The organism is Hydrogenispora ethanolica (assembly GCF_004340685.1).
GTDB lineage: Bacteria > Bacillota > UBA4882 > UBA8346 > UBA8346 > Hydrogenispora > Hydrogenispora ethanolica.
The window spans coordinates 15,940-41,766 of sequence record NZ_SLUN01000047.1 but is presented as its reverse complement, the minus strand read 5'-3'; the positions used below and the strand labels follow the sequence as shown (position 1 = coordinate 41,766).

Below are 25,827 nucleotides of genomic sequence, written 5' to 3'. Positions count from 1 at the left end.
TCTCCTTATCTCTTTTAGCCATTTGATAAGTCGGACTTTTTTGCTGGATTTCTTATACCTTTTTTCAGTTCAAATAGCACAACAGGTTAAATTATTCTAGCCGTAACCGGTTTCTTTATGGTATAGTTGAAAAAACATTTTCAAGTTTTGCAAGGAGGTTATTGTATGAATCCATTAGAAGAAGGAAAAACGCTTCAGCTAGATTTTGGCAAAATTGCTAAAATCGCCGCTAAATGTACTGATGTAATCCCGGTGGCTGTCCAGAACATTGATACGCAAGAGGTCATTCTGGTAGCATACACCAATGAGAAAGCATTGAAAGTAGCAGTAGAAACTAGGACTGCCGTCTTTTGGTCTACTTCACGCAATGAACTCTGGGAAAAAGGAAAAACCTCTGGAGAAGTTTACGACTTAGTGGAAGTTTTGGTGAATTGCGAACAGAATTCATTGCTTTTCAAAGTACGTCCTCGCAAAGGCGGGATCTGTCATACGAAGAATTCTGCGGGAGAAGCTCGGAACTGTTACTATCGTAAGTTGAATTTTGAAACGTGGGAGTTGGAGAATTTAAATCCATAAAAGACTAGAACCATATATTAAAGAAATAGGACCCTCCGATACCAAAGGGTCCTTTTATTTTTATGCATCTGAATTCTTTATCAAGCGAGGAACTATTATGGAGTAATAAAAATAATGGGAGCAGGTAATATCCTTTTTCTTCTGAAATTGTTTTAATACCTTAACTACCGTTTTTCATCATTTTAATGGGCCTATCCTTAGTAAGCCATGATTGTTGCAGGAAAATCATGGATAGTATCGAAATATGTTTTATGATAAATTTTACAAATCGTACAGAGCTTGGAAGATGGGGTGAACAAGAAGCCCTTCGGTATCTTTGTTCCCAAGGATATCGAATGATAAGGCAAAACTATCGTTGCAGTTTTGGAGAGATCGATCTTATTGCCCAAGAAGCAGAAATATGGTGTTTTATCGAGGTAAAAACCCGTCGTAACCATTATTTTGGTTTTGGATACGAGGCCTTGAACGGAGCCAAAAAGGAGCATTTGATTCAATCGGCCTACAATTATTTACAGGAGCATCAGTTAATCGATGTTCCATTTCGCTTTGACGTAGTCTCGATTGATTTTGATTCAAAAGGAGATTTTCGGATTAAGCTGATTAAAAATGCGTTCTGTCTATAGCGGGGGGATTTGTTTGTTTGCCAAAATTGAAAGTTTGGCCATTAATGGAGTCGATGCATTTCAAGTATTGATAGAGGTTGATTTACGTTTTGGAATCCCTTGTTTTGATATTGTCGGTCTTCCGGATGCCGCTGTTAAGGAAGCCCGCGAACGCGTAAGGGCCGCGATTAAGAATTCTCATTTTAGTTTTTATGAGCATCGGATAACTGTCAATTTGGCTCCCGCAAATATAAAAAAAGAAGGATCCGGCTTTGACCTTCCCATCGCGATTGGGATCTTAGCTGCCAAAGAAGATCTCCGGCCGGACCATTTCACGGATGCGGCATTCGTCGGAGAATTAGCGCTTGACGGTAGCGTACGACCGGTCAATGGAATTCTTCCGATGGCCCTCGCTGCCCGCGAGGGGAAGAAAAAATATCTCGTGCTTCCGGCCGAAAACTATGCTGAAGCAGCGGTGATTAGCGGTATTGTTCCGGTTGCCGTAAACAATTTACGCGAGGTTAAAGAGTTTCTCAATAACGATAGCATACCGGAGCTCAAACTTGTTACCAATATGGACCATGCGATTGCTCTTGAAGAGGATGATTTGGCTGATGTGAAAGGACAGGAGCAAGCCAAACGAGCGCTAGAAGTGGCTGCCGCGGGAGGTCATAATATCCTAATGATTGGTCCCCCGGGTTCGGGGAAAACCATGTTAGCACGGAGGCTTCCTGGAATCATGCCTTCGCTTAGCGAAAAGGAGGCAATCGATATCACTAAAATTTACAGTGTAAGCGGGCTGTTGTCTCCCGGAGTTTCGCTAATTCAACAGCGTCCCTTTCGCGCGCCCCATCATACCACAAGTTCAGCGGGGTTAATCGGCGGTGGACGAATTCCACACCCTGGTGAAGTCAGCCTGGCGCATCATGGGGTTTTATTCCTAGATGAGCTGCCAGAGTTTCCGCGAGATGTTCTTGAAGTACTACGACAACCTTTAGAAGATGGCAAAGTTACCATTGCTCGAGCAGCCACTACCTTATCATTTCCGGCACGTTTCATGCTGGCGGCCTCTATGAATCCGTGTCCGTGCGGGTTTTTCGGGGATCCAGTGAAGGCATGCACCTGTTCCCCAGTTGGTATCCAACGATATCAGAATCGAATTTCCGGCCCTTTGCTCGATCGTTTTGACCTGCAAATCGAAGTTCCCCGTTTGGCAGAATTTGAATTTGAATCATTGCAAAAAGGCGAATCATCGTTGACCATTCGGCAGCGGGTGGAGCGCGCACGACAAATTCAACGAACTCGTTACGCCAATACGCCACATTTTTGCAATGCGTATATGAATAGTAAGGAGTTACACGAATATTGTCAATTGGATCAGGCGGGCAAGGATTTACTTCGCCAGGCTGTACAGCGGTTCTCTCTGAGCGCTCGAGCCTATACCCGCATTCTTAAATTAGCCAGAACGATTGCCGATTTGGAAGGCGCTTCAATAATTGGTTTGGCGCATCTAGCCGAAGCTATACAATACCGAAGTTTGGATCGGAAAAGATTTGCGTAAGTTTTCAAACTCAAGCAATCATATCGAAATCGCTATGAATTATTATTCCCAATATACGAATCGAGTTCCCTCTGGAGATCGTTTTGCACATGGTATTTCTGATCCATATTCCAAATAAACGTCAGGATCTTGGCGACCAGTTCGTAGGTTTCCCTAGGGATCGGGGTTCTCGGTTCCATTCCTGACAAAATCCGAGCTAATCCCGGTTCCACGTAATTGGGGATCCCGGCTTCGGTTGCCAATTTGATAATCGTTTCGGCTATCAAGCCTCTGCCAGCGGCCACCACCACCGGCGCTTGGTCCCGATCGGATTGATAGCGCAGCGCTGCGGCATACTTTCGTTTTAAATCATTCATAGACGGAGGTCAACTCCATTTCCGGAATGATCGATGGGTTCCTGGCGCACGGTCACGGCGATTCCAATCCTGCCCCGTTCTTGGACGGTGGTGCGCAGAAGACTTAAGTTCTGCATGAAAAATTGACGTACCGCATTCGATCCGACTTCAAAATGGATTTTTATCTTTTGACGGCTCATGGTTACATTGAGTCCAATCTCCCCCATGTTTTCCGTAGGGATTGCCACCCGAATCCGCTCTTCCGATTCTTCCGGCGCCCGTTCAGGACCGTACTCTCGCTGCCACTCGACGTTCAGTTCATAGATGTTCTTACGGGAATCCATCACCAGCAAAGGAATGATATTCAGTAGATTGCCGGATTCCTGGGGTGTGGCAAGTTTCTGCAAAACTGTATTGTTTTGCTGCAACAAAGATAAAATCTGCTCTTTTTCGGCGACTGTCCGGATGGGCCCCTGTTTATCCGCGCCCGTTTCCTGGGACACTTCGTTTTGAAACATTTTTAATGAATTCGGGTCCGCTTCCCTGCTTGGCGGAACTTGTTTGAGGGACCCCTCTTGAATCGGCGTTTTCTGTCTGGAAGCGGGATAATTCTCCTGGAACACCGCTGCAGCTTCAGGTTCCGAGGTTTTTACCTCCACGGGTATAATCGGCTTGTTCTCCGAATCCGCTGGAGCGTCGCTCTGGAAAAACTTGAATAACTGGGTCAAGACTTTCTCCACCGTATCCTTTTGCCCCAATCCCTGAGCCGGAACTCCTCCTTCCCCCGCCATCAGGGTAGGCGTCAAGGCTTGCAGTGCCAATTCCAGATCAGCCTTTTCGGAAAAGGATGCCTTGGCCGCCGGTCTTTCCGGGTCTGTGACGGAAGATTCGGAACGATTCTTCAGGAATTGAATTAGAATGGTTTCCAAATCCTCATTTGGAGAAAGTCCCGGAAGTGAAACCTTGCCGTCCGGCGCCATCGGGCTCATTAAAAGTTGCACCGCCGCTGCCTGGTCCGGAGCCTTCGGGACTGGAACCGCAGAACCGGGGTCCTGGGGATTCCCAGGAATCGACGTGCGATTCAATAATTGCATGACGAATGTTTGGATGTCTCTGGGGGATTCCCCAGGAATAACGGACTCCGGGGGCGCGGCATTGGCAACGGGAACCGCAGGCGGATCCAAACGGTTGTTCATCGCTGCGGGAATTCCCGACCGGAATTCGTTCGCACCCTGGGGTAGAGTTGGACGATTCTGGGATGATGACTCCCGGATGCCCTTAAATAATTGGGCGAAAGGCATGGAACTCGTTTCCTGTTCCGAATCCGCCGCCGGCGAAACGGTTGGGTGCTCCTCCGCAACCGCCGGCATTTGGGGACCAATCGCCTGCTGCCCGACTTTCGGTCCGAGATCGCCCATCCCTGATGAGTCCCGGAATAGGGTCTGGAAGATCCCCTGCTCCATCTTTGTCAGCTGATTGAATACCGCCTCCGGCGGATCGTTCATCCGTACCGTCTGCCCCAGCAGGGAATCATCGCTGATTGTATTCCATAATTGATTCCGCAGCTGGGGATCCTGGGCGATCCAAGCCGAAAGCATGGTTCCCGGAGTATTGGGCCAATCCCTGGCGATGAGCAGCGCGACTGCCTTAGGGTCGGGCAACACGCCGTATTTGGCCTGAAATTGCTCCATCAACTCGAAGAATTTCAGAATATTCTCCTTGGAGAGCGGTAAACCTTGCCTGAGAAAAACTTGAGGGTCAAAAGTTATGTTTTGAAGCTGCGGAGAGGCTTCATTCAAATCGGGCTGCGGCAAAGCGCTGATGATGCGCAAGGAGATCTGCTCCTGAGCATCCACGTTGACTTGGAACAACCACCAGCCGACAGACGGAGGAGCGCCTTCCAGTTTGGCCTGGATCGTCTCTCCGGCCATGGTCAACTTAACCGTCCCGGAGGAGACTTGGAGGATCTTTCCGGCCACCACGTCGCCGTCGGACAGCTTCAGCTGTTTGCCATTGAAGACCTGATTTAACGCTGTCAGGTCGCTGATTTTTATAACGTCAGTTTTCATCATCCGTGAACAACTCCATGGTCTCTGTCGATGGATTTCCTAAATTAAATGACCGGCGGTGAATCGGAGAAGGCCCCAATCGCCGCAAAGCCGCATAATGCTCGGAGGTCGGATAGCCTTTATGTTTGGCAAACCCATAACCGGGATAAAGCGAGTCATACTCTTCCATCAATTGGTCCCGGGTATGTTTGGCGATTACCGATGCCGCGGCGATGGCGACCGAAAGGGCATCGCCATGAATCAGCGAATGCTGCGGAATGTCGGTTCCGGGCACAACCAGGGCATCCACCAGCAGGAAGTCGGGTCGAGGGTCCACTGCTTCCAAGGCCTGCCGCATGGCAACCCGGGATGCTTGATAAATGTTAATTCGGTCGATCTCCTCTGGTTCGACGATGCCGACGCCAAACTGCCATTCGCCCGATGTTAACAAAGGAAAAAACTTCTGGCGCTGTTTGAGCGTGAGCTGTTTTGAGTCATTAATTCCTTCGATCTGAAAATCAGGGCGTATTACAAAAGCCGCAGCCACAACCGGTCCGGCTAAAGGGCCTCTACCGGCTTCATCCAGGCCGGCGACCCGTTGAAAGCCATTTTGCCAACATTCCCGCTCAGCCTTTAACCGCTCTTCCCAGGAGAGTTTGGGCAAGCGTCGCGGGCGGTTTACACTTTGGGCACTCTGTCTCATTCATTGCTCCTCAATGATGGGCCTTTAAAAAAGTCACAGACTAATAATATTTTGAGTATCGACACAATTGCCAAAAAACTTTAAAATGAGGGAAAGATGGCAATCTCCAGGAATGAAATCAGATTTTACATGCAGGATATTGCGTAACCCAGCCAGAAATTATTGTACATCACGAGTGGGAGGTTCCCGGTGAAACAGAACTCATTACCCCTCAAAGAATGGTTGACCAAAGGCTTGACGATCGCCTTAATCCTAACCCTGGCGAGTACGCTGTTCATTTTTTTCCATTCTTCGAGTTCCGCGAAGCATGCTTTCAATTGGGGCCAGTTTAACTTTCTGGCCTTTTTCCTGGCTTGCCTCGTTCTGTTGGGCTCATGGCTGATGGAAGCGGTCCGGATTCATTTGATCACGACGGGTTTGGGGGAAGAGATCCCGCTGCGACGAATCTTCGGCATTAACCTAGCTACTACGTTTTCGGGAAACATCACTCCCTTTTATTCGGGAGGGGTTCCCACCCAAATCTATCTCTTATGCAGAAATGGGATGCAACCGGGCAAAGCCAGCGCCGTAGTTACCATCCGGGTCACCTTTTCGACGCTGGTATTCACCATTACCGTGCCTTTTTTGCTCCTTTTCTATCATGCCAAGTTTTCGGTGGGAGTTGTCCGCCAGGCGACTTCGGTGGCAATTCCTTTGGCGTTTCTGGTTTCGGCGGTGCTCATCGGCTTGATTGTCAAGCCGAAGATCGCCAAGGTCGGCTGCTCGTTTTTGATCAACAAATTCGAAAAATTTAAGTTCTTTCAAAGAATATTGCCCCGCATCGAACACCTGTTGAACGAGCTGGATGTATTTCACCAGGCGATTCAACAGTTCCGGCGCGGGATCAACCTATATCTGGTCATCTTATGTTCGTTTCTCTACTGGACACTGTTCTTCGCCATCGCCCCATTTGTGATGTTCGCCCTGGGAATCAACGTCGCCAATCTATTTTGGGAAATTATTTTCTTCCAATTCATCCTGGTGTTCATCATTTCCTATCTTCCCATTCCGGGGGGGAGCGGCGTCATGGAGCTGAGCTTCTACTCGATACTGGTATTTATCCCCGCCAATTTACGGGCGATCTTCGTCCTTTTCTGGCGCTTGTTGAGCTACTATATCTCCACCTTTATCGGGGGGCTGGTGCTATTGAGGATGATTCGGCGCCGGAATCCAGCGGCGGAAGCTCTAAACTGATCCGTCCCAGCTGCCCATTGCGAAAATCATTGAGCAGCGCCGAAGCGCCACGGTTAAGATCGATCGCGCCACCTTTCAATAGAAACCCGCGCTTCTTGGCATACCATTGCAGTTTCTCTTCAATATGCTCAAAGACGATCCTTTCCTTGCTCCACCCAAACAGCTGCTCGCCGTAATTTTCCAGCAAAACCAGAGCCAAATCGTAAGTCGGGATGATCTCCTCGCGGATCGTGCCGATCAGCGCCAGTTTGATTCCGTCCTCCTGATTGTTGATCTTGGGCGGAAGCAAGCCCGGCATATCCAAGATTTCAAAACCGTTTCTCTTGATCCATTGTTTGCCCCGGGTGACACCCGGCAGATTGCCGGTCTTAGCGGAGCCCGAACCGGTGATGCGGTTGAGAATGGAAGACTTCCCGACGTTGGGGATGCCCACCACTCCGATCCGTAAAGCGCGCGGAGTTTGTTTTCCGGCAAATTGCTGGGTGAGTTTGGGCCAAATCGCCTGCACCCCTTGTCCATTCCTGCCGTTCACCTGCACGACGCTTACTCCTTTCCCGGCAAACCAATCCGACCATCGGCCCGTAACTTCGGGATCGGCCAGATCGGTTTTGTTGAGCAAAACCAGATTCGGCCGTTTTTTCAATAATGGCTCCAAGTCCTGATTATGGCTGATCAACGGCAGCCGCGCATCGCGAATCTCGATGATAATATCCAGATATTGAATGAGATCGGTCAGTTGCCGTTTAGCTTTGGCCATATGACCGGGATACCAGTGAATCGTCTGCAAGATAGGTTCCTCCGTCGCTCACAATCTGTTTGACCCCGTTTTTCAAGCCGGGTCTGCGTCTTATGCCTTCTCCGATGGTCAAACATCAACATTATACCAAAAAAACCATTGAAATAATTCTTCTTTCGTGGAATGTCCGGGGATTTCTCTTTCAGTCTGCATCCTTTCCACGGATGAAGGCTCTCCCGGTCCAGGGCTGCTCCGCTCGCCCCATCCCATTTCGGGCAGGACCGCCGCGGATCATTGGAGCCTTGAGGATGAGGCGGCGATGATGGCCGGAGCTGATGCTGTCCCTGCCGGTGCTATGGCGGCGACCGCCATGGTTCGTTGGGCAATTTACGCTTCGATGGCGACGAGCGCCGCCATTCCTTATCGAATTCAAGAAACCATGGCGAGGGCCGCCATTGTTCCTCTAGCCATTCAAGATGCAGTGGCCGGGACAGCCCATGATCATTTTCCGACTGAAGATGCGGTGGCGGCGAGCGCCACTGTTCATTTTGCCATTGGCGCTCCAGTGGCGGGGACTGCCCTTCGCCGGTTCGGCTTCCGGGCTTCCTGTTCCGCCGGATCCGGATTGGCATCGAGGACGGCTTCCCGGCGGCCGCTCCGCCGGGAGTGAACCACGGATGGAAAAAATACGATCTGGAGCGGCGAATAGGTTCCCAAAAAAAATCCGGACCGATGAGCCGGATCGAAAGTGGCACGCCCGGTCCCAGCGGTTCAGTTCGGCAGGGGCGGCGCGGCGACGGGTGTCAAACCGCGGCTCAACTCATCGGCTCGACATGGATAAAAACATCATCGACATTTGAGACCAATTTGCGAATTCTCTGGGAAATGCCGTTGGAAATTTTCTCAATGGTTTCCGTGCCGTAATTTCCGGATAATTCGCAATGGAGAAACAGCGTCAATTTCTCCCCCTGCCGGTATACCCGGACATCATGGCAGTTCAGTTTCTCGGGTACGCGGTTGATTAGCGTATCAATCTCGCTGATCAGCGTCTGGCTGTCCGCAGTGATATCTTCGGCCACGATGTTTTGCTGTTTCACATATTCAAAATTTACGCTGACCTCCTCGACATCGGCGAAACTTAGCTGCACCAAGTTTCCGATCTCGTGGGAAAGATTATGGGACTCCTGCAAGCTCAAGTTCTCCTTCACTTCCAAATGGATGGCCAGCCGTTTCTTGCCCGATATCTCAAAGACGTGGATATTATGGATATTAGTGCATTTCGGAAAGCGGTCCACGATCGTTTTGACCGTATGATAGACTTCGCGGTCTTCCTTTTCCAGCGGCGAGATGGGATAGGTACTCACCGTGACATCGCTGTTAGGATACTCTTTTTGGACCTGTTGCTGGATATTTTCTACGAGCGCATGAACGACCCGGTGGCTCTCGTTTTTACTGATTCCCACCTGCAAATCAATGAAAAAAGTGGGCCCGGACGGCCGGATCCGGACGCTCTCGACTTCTTTGATGCCTTCCACCGACTGAGCGATCCGCGCGATGTTCTCGGGCATTCCGGCCGGGGCGGCATCCAGCAGGACATCGATGGTTCGTTTGCCGAGGGCGAGGCTCACATAGATAACGATGCCGCAGACTCCGAGCGCCGTAATGGGGTCGGCATAATGCAAGAACGGAAGCTTCAAATAATCGCCGAGGCTGACAAAGATGAGCCCGACAATGACCACACTCGAACTCCAAACGTCGGTACCAAAATGTAAAGCATCCGCTTCCAAGGCCTGGCTGCCATATTTCTGGGCGGCGCGTTTCAATGCTCTGGACCGGGAAATGTCGACGATGATGGAGACCAGCATTACGGCAATACCCCAGCCACTCCCGGAGATCTCAAGCGTTCCTCCAAAAAATAATTTTTGGATCGCTTCCCGGATAATCCAAATACAAGTCACCAAAAGCAGCAGCGTCTCGATTAAAGCAGAAAAACTCTCCACTTTGCCATGGCCGTAATTGTGATTGATATCCGCCGGTTTGTCGGAGATTTTTACCGCGAAAAAGGTAATCACCGCCGCGCCCAGGTCGAGCGCGGAATGGGCCGCTTCCGAAAGAATACCCAGACTACCCGTATAGATCCCGATCACGATCTTCATGCCGGTCAAAAAAATTGCCGCTAATACCGAGCTCAACGCCACGGTCTGCTTTTCATGGGACAATCCATTTCCCTCCAGATATAAAATGACCCGTAGGACAAATATTATGTCCCACGGGTAAATTACACCGCTGCCCTGCCGGGCCCAGCCCCACATGCTTTTCAGCACATCGCCTGCTCATAATCAACCGATATATCCAATGGATTCTTCTTTATCATATGATCATGGCATGGTGGCTGTCAATAGTTTTATCGTTTTCAGAAATTCTCAATATTTCGCTTTCATTTCAGCTAAGCCCCAATTGGGAACGTCTTTGGCGTGACCGGTCGTTCCGAAGCCTTTCATCCGGACCATGATCTCCTGAGCGACCGCTTCGCGCGCCGCGCCGGCATAATCCCGCTGATCGAACTTGGAAGGGTTGTCGGCCAAATATTTCCGGGTGGCCGCAGTGGCAGCCAGACGAATGTCGGTGTCCACATTGATTTTATTGATCCCGGCCTGGATCGCTTTTTGGAGCGCTTCCAGAGGCATTCCGGCCGCATGTTCCATCTTGCCGCCATACTGGTTGATGATGTCGATCAATTCCTTGGGAACGCTGGAGGAACCATGGGATACCAGATACACATTGGGCAGTAATTTACGACAGCTTTCGATTACATCATAGGCGATTTTGGCTTCGCCTTTGAATTTATAAGCCCCATGGGAAGTTCCGATGGAGATCGCTAACGAATCGACCCCGGTCTTTTCCACAAACTCGGCCGCTTCCTCGGGTTTGGTCAGATGGGTTTGGCCGGAACCGACTCCATCCTCAATTCCTCCCAACGTACCAATCTCGCCTTCGACCGATACGCCGCGATCATGAGCATACTTCACCACTTCGCTGGTGATCTTGACGTTGTAAGCAAAATCGGAAGGCGTTTTGGAATCTTCCATCAGTGACCCATCAATCATGACCGAAGTAAAGCCGAGATCAATGGCTCTTTTCACGCTTTCCATGTTATTGCCGTGGTCCAAGTGAAGCGCCACCGGGATATCCGGGTTTAACTCGACGCCGGCCATGACAATATTGCGCAAGTATTTATCCTCGGCATATTTGAGGGCGCCGCGGCTCACCTGAACGATGACCGGCGATTGAGTCTCCCGCGCCGCTTTCATGATACCCTGCATCTGCTCCATGTTATTCACATTATAAGCGCCGATGGCGAAGGGCTTTCCTTCCTTGAAACCATTCAAACTTGCTTCCAAAATAGCTTTTGACGTTACTAACATTGAAACTCACTCCTTTAATATTCTAATAATAATCAATTGCTTCACTGAGCTTGTGTGCTCACCCGACCTTCGGACGGGATGAACGCAACGCTTTTAAAAAACTACGCCAACGCTTCGCAAATCATTTTCGGACCAATTAACCTGTTTTTGGACCAAAGCATCGGCGAAATCCACGGTAACGATCCGCGTTCCTTGCAACCCGACCATCTTCCCGGACACTCCGGCGAAGAGCAAGTCCACTGCGTTAATCCCAAAGCGGGTGCCCAAGACGATATCATCTGCCACCGGAGCCAATCCGCGCAACGTAAAGCCCAAATCCGTCGCCCGGACATCCTCCAGTTTTTTCAGTCCAAGCTGAGTCCGGATGATCCGGCGCAGGATTTGCCCGATTCCGCCGAGTTTGGGATTCCCATGGGAATCGATCCCCAGGTCTTCCTCAACCAACGCCTTCACCACCGGGTTTTCAGCTTTCGCCCGGAGTAAAACCGGATCGTCCGGTTTCAGGCGGACGCCTTCGGCAACCACCAGATTCACATATTGCTGCCGTTGGTTGAGCGCGACAATCCGATCACAAAGCGTGGCAAGGTCAACCGGTTTTTCGGGAATCAGAATCAGATCGGCGCCGCCGGCGATGCCGATCTCAAGGGTCAGCCAGCCGGCCTCTCTCCCCATAATCTCGACAATCGAGATCCGGCGGTGCGTCTTGGCAGAATCGACGGTGCTTCGCACTGCCGCCGTTCCGAAAGTGATCGCGGTTTTATAACCCAACATGGTGTCGGTCCCGGAGACATCGTTATCGATGCTTTTGGGAGCGGATATCACCGGAAAATTGAGTTTAGAAAGGCCCATCCCCGATTTGATGGTATCATTGCCTCCCGTGGCTAAAACCGCGTCGACACCGATCTTCTTGAGGTTTGCGAGCAACTTTTGAGGATAGCCTTTCTCGACATTATCCTTGGAGAAAGGATTAAAACGCGACGATTCCAAAATCGTGCTCGGCTTCACTTCCAGACCGTTCACTGCTTCCAGGTTTAACGGCAATAAATGGTCTTCGATCCGGTCCGAGCATGCCCCTTCAAAAGCCTTCTTAATCCCGACAAATTCCGCCTGATACTGATGAATCCCCTGACGTACCGCCGCAGCGATAAAAGCATTGATTCCCGCGCAATCGCCGCCACCGGTCATGAAAGCAATTTTTTTGATCATGGCATTCGCTCCTATCCCAATGATTCGATTGAGAAAATAGCACCATTATAGATTTCGACCCGCATTGCGGCTTTAGGGATTTTTGCGTCCGATCGCTTTTTCAACCGCAGCCACAATGTGTTCGGGGCTGAGTTCATACTCCTCCAACAGTTTTGCAGGGATGCCCGATTGACCGAAACGGTCCTTCACTCCGACATATTCGATGGGTACCGGATGATTCTGAACGACCACTTCCGATACGGCACTGCCCAATCCGCCGATGATCGAATGTTCCTCGGCGGTGACGATCGCCCGGGTCTCCCAGGCTGCCTTGATAATCTCCGCGGCATCGATCGGTTTGATGGTATGAATATTCACCACCCGGACCGTGGTGCCTTTCTGCCCCAGAATGTCGGCTGCCTGTAAGGCCTTTTCAACCATAATCCCGGTGGCGATGATCGTGGCGGCTTTGCCATCCCGGAGACGGACGGCTTTGCCGATTTCCGGCTGATAATCATCGGTAAAGACTTTGGACAGCGGTTCTCTGCCTAACCGGATATAAACTGGACCCTGATATTCCGCAGCGGCCAGAATCAGCTTTTCCGCCTCCACCGCGTCCGCCGGATTGAGCACGGTCATTCCGGGAATCACCCGCATGAGTGCGATATCTTCGATGGATTGGTGGGAGCCTCCGTCTTCGCCGACGGTTATACCGGCGTGGGTGGCGGCTATTTTAACATTCAAATGGGGATAACCGACGGTATTCCGGACCTGGTCATAAGCCCGGCCGGTAGCAAAGATAGCGAAAGTGCTGGCAAATGGAATCTTGCCACAAGTAGCCAATCCGGCGGCCGTCGCCATCATATCGGCTTCCGCGATTCCCATTTGAATAAACCGTTCCGGAAATTTCTTGGCAAACCCCGCGGTTTTCGTGGATTTTGAGAGATCGGCATCCAAAACCACAATACTCGGATTGGTCTCGCCAAGTTTGACTAAAGCATTACCATATGCATCACGGGTAGCAATTCTATCACCCATTGTTTGATCCCTCACATTATTGATAAAATTTTAGGCCAAACCAAGCTCTTGGAGTGCTTTTTCCGCTTCTTCGGGTTTAGGAGCCGCCCCATGCCAGCCAACCTGGTTCTCCATAAACGAACAACCTTTTCCCTTGCAGGTATTCAGGACAATCATGGTCGGTTGGCCTTTTACGCTTTCGCTCTCCTCAACGGCCCGATCGATTTCGGCAATATTGTGCCCGTCAACACTGACGACGCGCCAGCCGAAAGCTGTAAACCGTTTTCCCGGATCGGTCAGCGATTTGACATCCTCGATCGTGCCGTCGATTTGCAGGTGATTATAATCCAGGAACGCCGTTAAGTTGTCCAGCTTGTAATGAACGGAAGTCATTAACGCTTCCCAAACTTGACCTTCTTCGATTTCGCCGTCCCCCAAGAGAACATACACATGATAAGGCTTTCGATCTAACTTGGCCGCGAGCGCCATCCCATTCCCCACCGAAAGGCCTTGGCCCAGAGAGCCGCTGGAAATATCGACTCCCGGAATACGCTTCATATCGGGATGGCCTTGCAGAATACTGCCGAACTGCCGCAGGGTTTGGAGCAGTTCTTTATCAAAAAATCCTCTTTCCGCCAAAGCCGAGTAAAGAACGGGTGCCGCATGTCCTTTACTTAAAACGAACCGGTCTCGATCGGGTAAAGTAGGATTTTGAGGATCGATCTTCATTTTATAAAAATACAGATAGGAAAGGAGTTCGACAGCAGAGAGGGAACCGCCGGGGTGGCCTGATTTGGAAGCGGCCAACATCCGAATAATATGGCCCCTCATCTGTCTGGCGTGTTCATTTAACTCAGCAAGCTGAGCTGATGTAAGCAAAGTACTTCACTCCCTCATTTTTTGTTACCGAAAACTATGGTTCGCCAATCCTGGGAATATTTCCTGCTTTGGATGGTCATTTTTTATGAAATAAAGTTGCCGGAGTCCAGGAAAACCGACTCATCGCCGACTTCTCGAGAGGATCCTAATTCTTCGCTTCGGCTTTGCTAGTCTGGTTTTTGCTGATGGCTTCGCGGGCAATGCTATCACACCGGTTATTGTAAATGTTATCCTGATGCCCGGGGACTTTAATCCATTCGACCTGTTGGATACGGCTCAAGGTGATGAGCTCTTGCCATAAATCCTGATTTTCAACGGGCTTTTTCTGAGCGTTCTGCCAGCCGTTCGCCAGCCATTTCCCGATCCAATTCTGACGGAACGCGTTTATTAGATAGGCGCTGTCGGAATGAAGCTTAATTTGACAAGGTTCTTTTAATGCTTTTAACGCTTCAACCGCCGCCGTGAGCTCCATCCGTTGATTGGTGGTTTCAGGGGCAAACCCGGAAAGCGTTTTTTCGACTCCGTTATAGATGAGAATGGCTCCCCAGCCGCCCGGCCCGGGATTCCCCGAACAAGCTCCATCGGTATAAATTTGAATCTGTTTCACTGGTTACCCCTTCATCAAACTTCGTAATGTTGCTAAGTTTTTTCGGTCATCTCCATCTGCAATCTGGGGAGTCTCCAAGATCCCTGGAAGCTTGGACAAGAAAGGTTCATTCACTAAAAAGCGGAAGCCCTCCAGACCGATCTGTCCCTCCCCGATATGTTGATGGCGGTCCAAATGGGATCCCAGCTCCCCTTTACAGTCATTGAGATGAAATACTTTGAGAAAATTTCTACCGACATATTGATCCAATTCCTGCAAGGTCTTTTTCCAGCCGCTCTCACTTCGGAGATCATACCCGGCAGCGAAGGCGTGACAAGTGTCAAAACAAATTCCCACTCTTTCGGGAAATTTTACTGTCGCGACAAGCTGGCCCAGTTCTTTCAATGAACCTGCCACCTCGCCGCCGGCTCCGGCCTGATTTTCGAATAAAAGAACGGTTTTTCCTGAAATTCTCTCTAAGACTTGATTGACTGCGAGCGAAATTCTCCTCAAACCGTCATCCACCGCTTTCGTTTTTCCGGGATGAAAAACGAAAAAGTCCGCCCCCAACCGATTCGCACGTTCAAAATCTTCAACGAGAGTAAGAACCGACTTCTCATATAATTCCTGATCACTCGAAGCCAGATTTGGAAGATACGACAGATGAACCACCACTGGCCAAAGTTCGGCCCGCTCCCTTTCTGTCCGGAATGACGCAAAACCAGCGTCGGCGATCGGTTTGCGCGCCCAACCGCGCGGATTACCCGCAAAAATTTGAAATCCATCACAGCCAATGCTTTTGGCAGTTTTTGCAGCACCCGCCAAACCGTTAGCAATTGAAACATGGACCCCAATTTTCAATTTTCCTTCCTCCGCCCAAGTTGATCCAGGGTTTTTAACCAGCGGTAGCGCTCGATAATCTCGGTAAAGGAATACTTTTCCGCCGCTAATTGAATGACGATCAATAACGCTACAGCAATTATTTTGCCAAGATCGCTGAACATCCACGCCATCATCATTCCCAGAGAAGCACCGAGCATATTGGATCCCAGGTCTCCCATCATAACTTTGGCATGCAGGTCATAAGGCAAATATACTAACATGATCGCCAAAATCGGTAGAAATAATCCCAAGGAATCCTCGAATTGCTTACTAAAAATGAGAATTACAATAAAGCCTAAAATGTAAACCTTCCCGGCTCGTCCGGGACGCAGATCAAAAAGATTAATGGTGTTCGCGCTTAAGGTAATCAAAAAGAAATTGAGCAGAAGCGGCCAGATGAACCAAGCTCCTTGGACCAATTCAGCGGAACCGATACTAAAAACCGTAGCGATAACGGCCCCGAACAAAAGTTTAAATCCGCCGGTCGTTAACTCCTTATTCTTAATTAGCGCCGTTAAGTGGCCTCGAAACCCTTTGACTGCATGATTGCCTAATTGGTCATCTAAAAAACCCATGAAACCCATTCCAAAGATAACGGTCAAAAACAAAAAGACTTTCACATTGGTATACGATGCGGCCCCAACCAACAACCCGATTCCAGTAATGAAAGGAAGGAGAGAAATGAAGACCAACCCTCCGAAGACGGGAATTTGCTCACCTTGGTAATTTAGTTTATGAAAGCCGGCGTTCATAATCATTTTCATTAATACCGGCATAGTCCCCCAGGCTAAAACGTATGACACCAATAAAATCAATAAATACCGGCTCAAAGACAATAACAGCGGCCTAAAAAAATCGGAAAGTTCCACTCGTTCTCACCTCTTGAATAGTCTTTTGGTTAAAACGGCGACGACATCCCAAAACTGTTGGCCGCGATGCAAAAAACCGGCTAAGTCCCGGCCCGTTTCGGCATGAGTCATTTGAACTGGAACTTCTTTGACTCGAAAACCATGACGAAAAACGTCAATGGTCAAACCAACTTCCACGCCAAATCCTGACTCAAACGCTCCAATCGCTTGAATTACCGCCAAACGCATGACTCGCTGACCGGACAGCGGACTGGCAACCTCTAGCCCCGTAAACCAGCGGATTCCCTTCTTCGCTAAGGTCGTTACCAGTCCAAACCCGCCTTTTCTCAAGGCGGGCGGAAATTTACCAATCGTCATATCCGCTTTGTTATTGATAATTGGTTCAATTAACTTTTCCACTTCTGCAGCGGATTTGCCCAAATCGCCGTCCAGCAAGGCAATGATGGAACCTTTGGCGTTTTGAAGACCGTAATTTAATGCTCCCCCTTTACCCATGTTTTTAGGGAGATCCAACACATCAGCTCCGGTCCGCCGAGCCAATTCACTAGTTTGATCGCTGGAACAATCATTGATTACGATGATCTGATCCACTTTTCCGGTATTCTTCACCGCCGTAATCGTCGCCTCAATATTGGCGCTTTCATTATAAGCCGGGATTAAGACGGTGATCAGTTCTTTTTTCCCCTCTTCCACGATTATATACCCCCATTAATAATTGAGTCTTATCTCCGGAATCAATGCCCGCGCCGTATCCTTGATTCCGTAGTGACCCTTTTTTCCTGAAGCCAATAAATAAACTAGCGTAACCTGTCCGGGAGGAGTATCAATATTATCGATCGTATTCGGGCATTTGGATTGGTATAATTTCATGTAGGAATCGACTGCGAAACTTGGTTCAACCCCAATAAAGGTTATACCCTGATTACGGGCGGCATCCAGCAAAGGAACATCAATATCTTTCTGAAAGTTATTTTCAAAAATCATTCCGCCTCCCCAAAAAATAAGCGTATCTGCGTATCCACGATTATAATCGCCCCATAATTGAACCATATCTTTATTTTGCAAATAAACCAACTGGGATGAACCCTGTCCTTTCACGATAATATCTACGATTTTATTATATATTGCCGGGAAAAGTTTGGCATCATCCGCTTCATGCAAGTCAAAAGCTTGGATAAGTTCGTTTTTGAATTGGGGATCGCTTAAATTCATTGCTTTCGAAAAGCTCGTAATCGAAGTGACTTCCGCCCCTGCCTGGCGCAGCAAATCCACAAGTTGTTTGGGATAACGAAAGTCTACGGAAGTATTGGTGCGCAGAATCGCAACTCGTTTTCCCAATAATTTGTTGCCGATTAAATTGGGGACAATTGCTTTCTGAAATTGATTCGCTACTTCCAATTCATAATCTTTGGCATCGATCGTCGCTTGTAAAACCCTTTGATCTTCCCGAATTTTTTCATATGTGGTTTCTAAATTTTGAATCTGTTTTTCGAATCCGAGGTTGACGTTTCGTCCCAGATTAGCCCCAACAACGATTCCTAAGCCCAATGCCAAAAAAACTGCGACCAAGGAAACAACGTGATAACGAATATCTACAATCATTTTAACCACCTTACATAACAGTGAACGATTTCTGTTTTTTCACTTCAGCTAAAGATTAAATAGTACTTTCATTTGCAACCATAAAGCGCGAAGAAAGTCACGCGACCATTGCGTCTGGTAGAGGACTGTGATGATCACCAACACTCCTGCCATCGCTAATTGTACTAAATAACGAAGTTTTAATCTGCCTTGATAAATTTTGCTAACACCCCGGGCATCAACGAGAATAGAACCCACTTTTAAGCGGACGAGAAAAGTACTTCCCATTCCCGCCCGGCCTTTCTCAAGAAAGTCGATCATATTGGAATGAGTTCCTACCGCCACAATCAAATCCGCTCCTTTTTCATACGCTAACAATAACGTAATATCTTCACTGGTACCAGGAGCAGGAAAAAGCTTTGCCGTTAGATTCAGGTCTTCAATACGTTTTAACCCAGGCGCTCTTCCGTCAGGGTAAGCATGAACAATTATCTCTGGACAGTTTTTTAAAGCTTCATCGGTGACACTGTCCATATCTCCCACAATGAGATCTGGTTTATAACCGAATTCAAGCAGTGCGTCAGCGCCGCCATCCACACCGATTAAAACCGGATTGACATCATCAATATAAGGCTTGATAATCGTCAAGTCTTCCCTGTAATTTTGGCCCCGAACGACTACCAAAACCGGTCTGCCCTCGAATTTAACATTTACTTCGGGCATTGCCAAAGTGTCAAGGATTAAATCTTTCTCTTTCGAAGCGTATTCTAAAGTGTTTTGTAAAAACTTTTCTAGCTCTTCGGCCAAGTTGCCACGAATTTCCCGCAACCGTTTATTGACCGATTCCGATTCGAGGTATTGCCCCTGGGCGACGATGATATTATCTTTCCAGATTTGATTTTCCCTAACTTCAATGAAATCTCCCTCGTGAATCTTCTGGAAAATGTCCTTCCCAACATTGTCGAGGATATTGATCCCTTCGTTGAGCAAAACAGAAGGGCCCAAATTGGGGTAACGGCCGGTAATGGAAGGACTCGCATTGACAACCATTTTTACTCGAGCTTTCACTAAAGAATCTGCTGCGACATGATCGAGATCGGCATGATTAATGATTGCGATTTCACCCGGTTGAATCCGCTTTACAAGGTTTTTGGTCCGCGGATCGAGACGGGCTTTCGCCTTGATATCCAAATCAATCCCTCCGTCAGATGGCTCTCATTTTCTTTTCGAGACGAATTTTATCCGCTATTTTCGCCACAAAAGAGGCATTGGTTGGTTTTCCTTTTTTATCGTCCACGCAGTAACCAAATAGTTCATGAAGCACATCAACATCGCCTTTACTCCAAGCGGTTTCAATGGCAAAACGCATAGAGCGCTCCACCCGGTGCTTCGTGGTATTATAATGCTCGGCTATCATCGGGTACAATCGCTTTGTGACTTCGTTGATCAATCCTGGCTCTTTAATGGTCATCAGAATCGCGTGTCGTAAATAAGAATACCCTTTAAAATTTGGGGGAATTCTCAGCTGTTGAATGACTTTGGTGACTTCAACCTCCAATTCATTGAAGGCGGTTTCAGAATTTTTGGGGTAAATTGGTTGGCGATTGGAAATAACCTCTTTGGACGGGCCGTTGGCGATCTCGATCATTCGCTGAGATAGAATATTCAAGTCAAAAGGCTTAAGTATATAATAATCTACACCAAGCTGTAAAGCATTGCGGGCGACTTCTTCCTGAGCAAAGGCGGAAAAAATGATAATTTTCGGTCGGTTCTTTAGTTGATTGGATTTCACCCATTGAAGTACAGCCAAGCCGTCAAGTTCAGGCATAATCATGTCTAAAAGTAAAACTTGAATTTCTTGTTGTTGCAAAATGGAAATGGCGTCTAAACCGGTATATCCTATCGCTACTACGTTGATCTCGGGTTTCGTTGAAAAATAATCCGATAACAACTGACAAAATTCCCGATTGTCATCAACTATCCCGATGTTAATCGCTTGCAAATGTTACACCCCCATTTTTTACTTTACTTCGCTATCCAATTCACAAATTCCTTTTTATGGGGTAATTTCAGCTAAAAAAAGAAGCATCCTAAGATGCTTTGGACATTTTCTTTGTTTTGCGGCTCATTTCTTGTACCATCCATTCTGCCAGGACCCCGTAACCCTTCGTTGGATCATTCACAAAAACATGGGTGACAGCCCCCACTAATTTACCGTTTTGAATGATCGGGCTTCCACTCATGCCTTGAATAATCCCCCCAGTCAAATTCAACAACCTCTTGTCCGTGACTTTAATGATTAACCCTTTATCTCTGGGACGATCCTGCGGGTAAACCTTAATAATTTCAATTTCGAATTTTTCAACCTTTGTTCCTTGAATGACTGTATATATTTCCGCCGCACCTTTTTTTATTTCAGAAAGATAAGCGACTGGAGTCGTTTGATCTTGGCTATGATTGAAATGAGGATACAAGGTTCCATAGATACCGAATTGGGTGTTTTTATTAATTTTCCCTATGGGGCTGGTATTAATATTAAACAGTCCAATCTTCTCCCCCGGTCGACCGGGGGTCCCCATTTTTAATCCAGTAATGTTCGCAACCACAATTTCTCCATTTTGAAAAGGGATCTCTTTTTTCCCGGCAAAATCCGAGATACGATGACCAAGCCCCGCAAACCGTCCAGACAGAGGGTCATAAAACGAAAGCGTACCCACTCCCGCAGCGGGATCTTCAATCAGAATGCCTAGCATATATTTTTTCTTCGAAAATCCGGTTGGGTTCTCCGCTAAAACAGGTCGGATCGGCAAGTGCATGACCAGCTCGTTTCTCTTAATGGTCAAAACGATTTTAGCTTGAGATTCCTGATACTTTTTTATTGCCTCCTCCACTTCTTCCACGACATTTACCGGTTTACCATCAAGTTCCAATATAATATCCCCCGGTTTAAGCCCGGCATCCCGGGCCGGTGAGCATTCCTTAGCCTCCTGATTTTTGAGGGATACTAATCCAACTACTACTACGCCGCGACTCGAATAAAGGACTCCTACTGATTGGCCTCCAGGAACCACTAGTAATGGTTTTTTGACAACAACATGAAAAGTTTTGATGGGAATGGCGCCTAACAATTTGAGTTGGAGATCGTAATGCCCTATCGTTCCAGAGCGAAAATGATCAGTTTTTTTTTGATGAAAACTGAGCGGATAGTGAATCGGAAGGTTTAATTTTTGACCGGGGCTTATTTGAATATATTTTGGAAAAGAGGTAGATTGAATATAGCTAATCACCATTAGATAACCGATAACGCAAACAAGGCAACCTATGATAATCGGTTTCAGTTTTTTGCCGGTTTTCAAATCTTCCACCTCGTCGTTGAAATACGAAAACTCCCTGATAAATTCCCCTTAGCGCTGGGGTTCTATTCAAACAAAAAAAACCCGGGTTGCCCCGGGCTTACTGTTTTGGTAATTGATTTTCGTATTTTTAGACGATAACAATATTGATTAAACGTCCTGGAACGATGATCACTTTCTTTACGGTCTTTCCTTCAGTAGCTTTGACTATGGTTGGATGATTTACGCCGATTTCACGCAATTCAGCTTCGCTGCTTCCCACAGCAACGACAACTTTTTCACGTATTTTACCGTTGACTTGTAGCACGATCTCCACTGTTTCCTCAGCTGCCAATTCCGGGTTCGATTCCGGCCATTTCTGGGAATGAATCGAGTAACCCAGGCCCAAACGGTTCCAAATCTCCTCCGTAATATGCGGCGCAGCGGGAGCCAAAAGCAGAAGAATCGCTTGTACCGCTTCATTCCAGGCCTCAGAGCCGTAAGTGTCCGCCTTATATTTGGCCATTACATTGGAAAATTCCATTAGTGCAGCAATATAGGTATTGAATGAAAAACCTTCCAAATCACGAGTCGCTTTCGCGATAGTTTGGTGGGTCTTGCGCCGTAATATTTTGGCGCTCTCTTCATTCTGGTTGGGACTCACCGGCTCTAAAGTCAAATCCCAAATTCGATTCATAAACCTGTACATTCCCTCGGCGCCTCGGCTATCCCAGGGTCCGCCCTGTTCCCAGCGCCAGCCAAACATTAAATACGTCCGGACCGCATCGGCGCCATATTTTTGGACCAAATCATCGGGTGCCACCACATTGCCGCGGGACTTACTCATTTTTTCGCTATCTTCGCCCAGAATGATCCCCTGATTTCTGAGTCTGAGCATGGGTTCGTCGAAATTGACCAAGCCGAGGTCCCGCATTGCTTTAGTAAAAAACCGAGTATAAATAAGATGCATACAAGCATGTTCGACTCCGCCGGTATACATATCGACCGGGAGCCAATATTCCGCTTCTTTCCTGTCGAACGGAATATCCCCTTGATAATACGGGCTTAAATAGGCATACTGATACCAGGAAGAACACATAAAAGTATCCATGGTATCGGTTTCTCTTTCTGCCGGACCGCCGCATTTCGGACACGTTGTCTTCCGGAACCCTTCATGATATCGAAGCGGCGACTCACCAGTCGGCAGAAATTCAGCGTCTTCCGGCAACAGCACCGGGAGATCCTTTTCTGGAACTGGGACAGTGCCACATTTTTCACAATACACAATAGGAATCGGAGCGCCCCAATAACGTTGACGGCTGATCAACCAGTCCCGTAAACGGTAATTGACTGCTTTAGTCCCGAGACCTTTTTCCTCGAGCCATCGAGTCACTAGAGATTTGGCGTCTTGCGCCAATGTACCGTTGAATTGACCGGAATTGACCAGCAAACCTTCTTCGACTCCCGTATAAGCACTGCTTAATGGTTCAGACCCCGACCAGCCCGGCGGGGCAATCACGATCTTCACCGGGAGTTGATACTTGGTTGCGAAGGCGAAATCTCGCTCATCATGGGCAGGAACCGCCATAATTGCGCCAGTACCATACCCCATCATAACATAATCGGCGATCCAGATAGGAACTCGTTCTCCATTCACCGGGTTAATGGCATAGGCTCCGGTAAACACCCCAGTTTTTTCCTTGGTCGTGGCCAAACGTTCAATTTCACTTTGCCGGCCGGCCTGTGCCACATACTCATTCACCAAATCTCGTTGATCGGGAGTCGTGATCTGTGCTACCAAAGGATGTTCCGGTGCGAGGACCATGAAGGTAACTCCCCAAAGCGTATCGGGACGGGTCGTAAAAATCTTAATCGGTTGGCCCGCTTCGGTATGAAAAACTACTTCCGCGCCTTCGCTGCGACCGATCCAATTTTGCTGCATGGTAATAACCCGTTCCGGCCATTCGATCTTCGAGAAATCCAATAACTCATCCGCGTAATCCGTAATCTTAAAGAACCATTGATTCAATTCTTTTTTGATCACCGGAGTATTACAGCGTTCACAATGACGGTCTTCGCCCCAAACCTGTTCCCGGGCCAGCGTAGTATTGCAAGAAGGACAAAAATCTACCGGCGAATAGCGGCGATAAGCTATCCCTTTTTCATAGAATTTCAAGAAGAACCATTGGGTCCAGCGGTAAAATCCGGGCAAGCAGGAAACTGCTTCCCGACGCCAATCGAATGTCGCCCCCATGGAGCGGAGCTGCATACGCATGTTCTCAATATTCTTGATGGTCCAGTGGAACGGGTGAATTTTTCGCTTGATGGCGGCATTTTCCGCCGGCAAGCCAAAAGCGTCGAAACCCATCGGAAACAACACGTTAAAGCCGGACATTCTTTTATATCGTGCGAAGGCGTCGGAGGGAGTAAAAGCATACCAATGGCCAATGTGGAGATCCCCGCTGGGATATGGAAGCATGGTGAGCGCATAGTATTTGGGTCGATCGTTACGAATATCCGATTGATATAAACCGTCTTCTTCCCATTTTTTTTGCCAACGCGGCTCAATTTCGAGATGATGATATTTCTCCACTTTTCCCATTGTAAATCCTCCTATAAAAAATAATACCCCGGCCACAGCCAGGGGCGAGCAATCCGCGGTACCACCCTGATTCGGTTCGAGGAACCCTTTCAAAGCCCGGTGACCCCGGGCGGGGCTAGCTCCCAGGCTGAGTTCAGTCTCCCTGGAGTGCCGATTCTCACCATGTACGGCTCTCTGAATCTCTGTAGAGAAACTTACTAGGCCTATTCGCAGCTAATATTCGTAAATCGATTTTTGAAGATATTTTCTTCTAATGGATCATAACACCAAAGGTTTAGCGTCATGCCAAAGATGTTCGAGAGCATAAAATTCCCGTTCTTCCTGGCGCAGGATATGGATGACGACTTCACCTAAATCCAATAAAATCCAGAGTCCTTCATGATAACCTTCTTTAAAAGGAAGCGGAACCCCTTCCTTCTGGAAGTGATCCAAAATATTATCGGCAATAGCCCGCACTTGAATCGGATTATTGCCGGAGCATACCAAAAAATAATCGGTAACGCCGGAAATGGCCCGCAGATCCAACAAAAGCGGATTGTGAGCCTTCTTCTCTTCCGCAGCTGCTTTGGCAATAGCTAAAATTTTATTCATTGAACTCCCTTAAACACTAATTCATTCCGACCCTCAACAGTTTTCGGATCGATTAAATAGCCCCGATTCACCACATAGCAAATTGTTTGATTATATACTCTCAACAGTAATTGATCGGCAGATAACATCGGTAGTTTTCTGCGTAATTCCCGGGCATATTCAAAACTCCGTCCCGGTTCGATAAAATCTGCCACAAAAATCGAACGAGCCAACGGCGTAAGATTCGCAGCACCGGTAATGTGGAAGGAAATTGCCTCCAGAACCGAGGGCTCCGTGATTCCCAACTCCCTCCTGACCAGCTCTGCTCCGACCAAACCGTGCAGCAGCAAAGGCTCGGCGCGTTGGATATCGTCTATAACTATACCAAAATTGGTTGCGAGTTGCAATAGAGAATCTGGCGCATACTCCCGGCAAAGATCATGAAGTAAGGCCGCAGGACTGGCTTGCTCCGGAGCGGTACCGAACATGGAAGTTAACTCCAGCGCCGTCTTTTCTACCCCCAAACAATGTTGAAACCGGGCGGACGACACATGCTCCTTTAAATAATTGATTATCTCCGTGCGATCCATCAGTAGACCTCGCGACCTTCAGCGGTAATTGATGAACTGCAATTCCAAGCCATAGTCTTTCTCTCGTAAAAACCCGATGACTTTTTGGAGATCATCTTTGTTTTTGCCGGTCACCCGCACCTGATCGCTCATAATCTGGGCTTGCACCTTCAAATTGAGCCCTTTGATGTCCTTGACTATTTTTTTTGCGGCCTCGCTCTCAATTCCCTGTTTGATTTTAATGTTTTGACGCTTGGAGCCCCCGCTGGCCTCCTCGATTTTGCTGTAATCCAAATTCCGTACCGGCACTTTTCTGTTGATAAGCTTTGTCTTTAAAATTTCGATAACGCTTTTTAATTTATAATCATCCTCCGCGGTAATTTTCATATTGTCCGCGTCGACCACGATCTCACTGTGGCTCCCTTTAAAATCATACCGTTGACTGATCTCTTTTAAAGTTTGATTTACCGCATTATCAACTTCCTGCATATTGACTTTCGAAACGATATCGAAAGAAGATTCAGTGGCCATTCTTC

Annotated in this window: 26 protein-coding genes and 1 riboswitch; of the genes, 5 read left to right on the top strand and 21 right to left on the bottom strand. The window is 48.1% G+C overall.

Translation table 11 applies throughout. From position 1 onward, the window contains the following. Nucleotides 1–165: 165 nt before the first annotated feature. From EDC14_RS23995 to EDC14_RS23985, 3 genes are all read left to right on the top strand, one after another. Entirely contained in the window at nt 166–576 is a 411-nt protein-coding gene (locus tag EDC14_RS23995; protein ID WP_132017223.1) for a phosphoribosyl-AMP cyclohydrolase, read from the top strand. Between the two features lie 227 nt (nt 577–803). Continuing rightward, a complete protein-coding gene (locus EDC14_RS23990) occupies nt 804–1,199 on the top strand; it encodes a YraN family protein (protein WP_165908282.1) in 396 nt (131 codons plus the stop codon). A gap of 13 nt (nt 1,200–1,212) precedes the next feature. Further along, the gene (locus tag EDC14_RS23985; protein ID WP_132017219.1) at nt 1,213–2,739 is read left to right on the top strand and encodes a YifB family Mg chelatase-like AAA ATPase; all 1,527 of its coding nucleotides are present in this window, start codon (nt 1,213–1,215) and stop codon (nt 2,737–2,739) included. 32 nt (nt 2,740–2,771) lie between these two features. On the opposite strand, the gene EDC14_RS23980 is transcribed toward EDC14_RS23985, so the two are convergent. From EDC14_RS23980 to EDC14_RS23970, 3 genes are read right to left on the bottom strand one after another with little or no spacing between them, the layout of a single operon-like run. Further along, nucleotides 2,772–3,095, bottom strand: coding sequence for an EscU/YscU/HrcU family type III secretion system export apparatus switch protein (locus EDC14_RS23980; RefSeq protein ID WP_132017217.1), 324 nt, complete (start codon nt 3,093–3,095; stop codon nt 2,772–2,774). Continuing rightward, nucleotides 3,092–5,146: a flagellar hook-length control protein FliK gene (gene fliK, locus EDC14_RS23975; protein ID WP_132017215.1), complete on the bottom strand. Its 2,055-nt coding sequence runs from the start codon at nt 5,144–5,146 to the stop codon at nt 3,092–3,094. Before fliK ends, EDC14_RS23980 begins: the two co-directional genes overlap by 4 nt. Next, on the bottom strand, nt 5,133–5,825 hold the full coding sequence (locus EDC14_RS23970) for a ribonuclease HII (protein WP_132017213.1): 693 nt from the start codon (nt 5,823–5,825) through the stop codon (nt 5,133–5,135). Before EDC14_RS23970 ends, fliK begins: the two co-directional genes overlap by 14 nt. A 189-nt stretch (nt 5,826–6,014) precedes the next feature. Here EDC14_RS23970 and EDC14_RS23965 point away from each other — a divergent pair, with 189 nt between their 5' ends. Beyond that, complete coding sequence (locus tag EDC14_RS23965; protein WP_165908281.1) at nt 6,015–7,058, top strand: lysylphosphatidylglycerol synthase transmembrane domain-containing protein; 1,044 nt, start codon at nt 6,015–6,017, stop codon at nt 7,056–7,058. On the opposite strand, the gene ylqF is transcribed toward EDC14_RS23965, so the two are convergent. Further along, complete coding sequence (gene ylqF / locus EDC14_RS23960) at nt 6,991–7,845, bottom strand: ribosome biogenesis GTPase YlqF (RefSeq protein WP_132017209.1); 855 nt, start codon at nt 7,843–7,845, stop codon at nt 6,991–6,993. The genes EDC14_RS23965 and ylqF overlap by 68 nt on opposite strands. A 271-nt stretch (nt 7,846–8,116) precedes the next feature. Here ylqF and EDC14_RS23955 point away from each other — a divergent pair, with 271 nt between their 5' ends. Next, nucleotides 8,117–8,464: a hypothetical protein gene (locus EDC14_RS23955; RefSeq protein ID WP_132017207.1), complete on the top strand. Its 348-nt coding sequence runs from the start codon at nt 8,117–8,119 to the stop codon at nt 8,462–8,464. Nucleotides 8,465–8,609: 145 nt separating this feature from the next. On the opposite strand, the gene EDC14_RS23950 is transcribed toward EDC14_RS23955, so the two are convergent. The 17 genes from EDC14_RS23950 to EDC14_RS23870 form a co-directional block, all read right to left on the bottom strand. Continuing rightward, entirely contained in the window at nt 8,610–10,013 is a 1,404-nt protein-coding gene (locus EDC14_RS23950; protein WP_132017205.1) for a cation diffusion facilitator family transporter, read from the bottom strand. A 41-nt stretch (nt 10,014–10,054) separates the two neighbouring features. Continuing rightward, nucleotides 10,055–10,141: riboswitch (NiCo riboswitch) on the bottom strand. Between the two features lie 76 nt (nt 10,142–10,217). Next, on the bottom strand, nt 10,218–11,219 hold the full coding sequence (locus tag EDC14_RS23945; protein WP_132017204.1) for a ketose-bisphosphate aldolase: 1,002 nt from the start codon (nt 11,217–11,219) through the stop codon (nt 10,218–10,220). A 93-nt stretch (nt 11,220–11,312) separates the two neighbouring features. Continuing rightward, nucleotides 11,313–12,425, bottom strand: a complete 1,113-nt coding sequence (locus EDC14_RS23940) for a 6-phosphofructokinase (RefSeq protein ID WP_132017202.1) — start codon at nt 12,423–12,425, stop codon at nt 11,313–11,315. A 72-nt stretch (nt 12,426–12,497) separates the two neighbouring features. After that, a complete protein-coding gene (locus EDC14_RS23935) occupies nt 12,498–13,442 on the bottom strand; it encodes a transketolase family protein (protein WP_132017200.1) in 945 nt (314 codons plus the stop codon). A 30-nt stretch (nt 13,443–13,472) separates the two neighbouring features. Then, nucleotides 13,473–14,300 (bottom strand): transketolase, encoded by an 828-nt coding sequence (locus tag EDC14_RS23930; RefSeq protein ID WP_279388793.1) that lies wholly within the window; start codon nt 14,298–14,300, stop codon nt 13,473–13,475. A 145-nt stretch (nt 14,301–14,445) separates the two neighbouring features. Beyond that, complete coding sequence (rnhA, locus tag EDC14_RS23925) at nt 14,446–14,907, bottom strand: ribonuclease HI (RefSeq protein ID WP_132017198.1); 462 nt, start codon at nt 14,905–14,907, stop codon at nt 14,446–14,448. 3 nt (nt 14,908–14,910) lie between these two features. Then, nucleotides 14,911–15,747, bottom strand: coding sequence for a deoxyribonuclease IV (locus EDC14_RS23920; RefSeq protein ID WP_165908279.1), 837 nt, complete (start codon nt 15,745–15,747; stop codon nt 14,911–14,913). Next, nucleotides 15,744–16,637 carry an MraY family glycosyltransferase gene (locus EDC14_RS23915; protein WP_132017194.1) on the bottom strand — a complete coding sequence of 298 codons (894 nt, stop codon included), beginning with the start codon at nt 16,635–16,637 and terminating at the stop codon, nt 15,744–15,746. The genes EDC14_RS23920 and EDC14_RS23915 overlap by 4 nt, the downstream gene beginning before the upstream one ends. Before the next feature lie 6 nt (nt 16,638–16,643). After that, nucleotides 16,644–17,330: a glycosyltransferase family 2 protein gene (locus EDC14_RS23910; protein WP_243663100.1), complete on the bottom strand. Its 687-nt coding sequence runs from the start codon at nt 17,328–17,330 to the stop codon at nt 16,644–16,646. 15 nt (nt 17,331–17,345) lie between these two features. Continuing rightward, nucleotides 17,346–18,239 (bottom strand): copper transporter, encoded by an 894-nt coding sequence (locus tag EDC14_RS23905; RefSeq protein ID WP_132017192.1) that lies wholly within the window; start codon nt 18,237–18,239, stop codon nt 17,346–17,348. 48 nt (nt 18,240–18,287) lie between these two features. Continuing rightward, the gene (gene steA, locus EDC14_RS23900; RefSeq protein WP_132017190.1) at nt 18,288–19,409 is read right to left on the bottom strand and encodes a putative cytokinetic ring protein SteA; all 1,122 of its coding nucleotides are present in this window, start codon (nt 19,407–19,409) and stop codon (nt 18,288–18,290) included. 13 nt (nt 19,410–19,422) lie between these two features. Next, a complete protein-coding gene (gene spo0A / locus EDC14_RS23895) occupies nt 19,423–20,220 on the bottom strand; it encodes a sporulation transcription factor Spo0A (protein ID WP_132017188.1) in 798 nt (265 codons plus the stop codon). A gap of 88 nt (nt 20,221–20,308) precedes the next feature. After that, nucleotides 20,309–21,574: a SpoIVB peptidase gene (gene spoIVB, locus EDC14_RS23890; protein WP_132017186.1), complete on the bottom strand. Its 1,266-nt coding sequence runs from the start codon at nt 21,572–21,574 to the stop codon at nt 20,309–20,311. A 127-nt stretch (nt 21,575–21,701) separates the two neighbouring features. Beyond that, nucleotides 21,702–24,152, bottom strand: coding sequence for a leucine--tRNA ligase (gene leuS / locus EDC14_RS23885; protein WP_132017184.1), 2,451 nt, complete (start codon nt 24,150–24,152; stop codon nt 21,702–21,704). 258 nt (nt 24,153–24,410) lie between these two features. Next, nucleotides 24,411–24,743 carry a ribosome silencing factor gene (gene rsfS / locus EDC14_RS23880; RefSeq protein ID WP_132017182.1) on the bottom strand — a complete coding sequence of 111 codons (333 nt, stop codon included), beginning with the start codon at nt 24,741–24,743 and terminating at the stop codon, nt 24,411–24,413. Continuing rightward, nucleotides 24,740–25,312 (bottom strand): bis(5'-nucleosyl)-tetraphosphatase (symmetrical) YqeK, encoded by a 573-nt coding sequence (gene yqeK, locus EDC14_RS23875; RefSeq protein WP_132017180.1) that lies wholly within the window; start codon nt 25,310–25,312, stop codon nt 24,740–24,742. Before yqeK ends, rsfS begins: the two co-directional genes overlap by 4 nt. 18 nt (nt 25,313–25,330) lie before the next feature. Next, a complete protein-coding gene (locus EDC14_RS23870; protein WP_132017178.1) occupies nt 25,331–25,822 on the bottom strand; it encodes a YajQ family cyclic di-GMP-binding protein in 492 nt (163 codons plus the stop codon). Between the last annotated feature and the right edge of the window lie 5 nt (nt 25,823–25,827).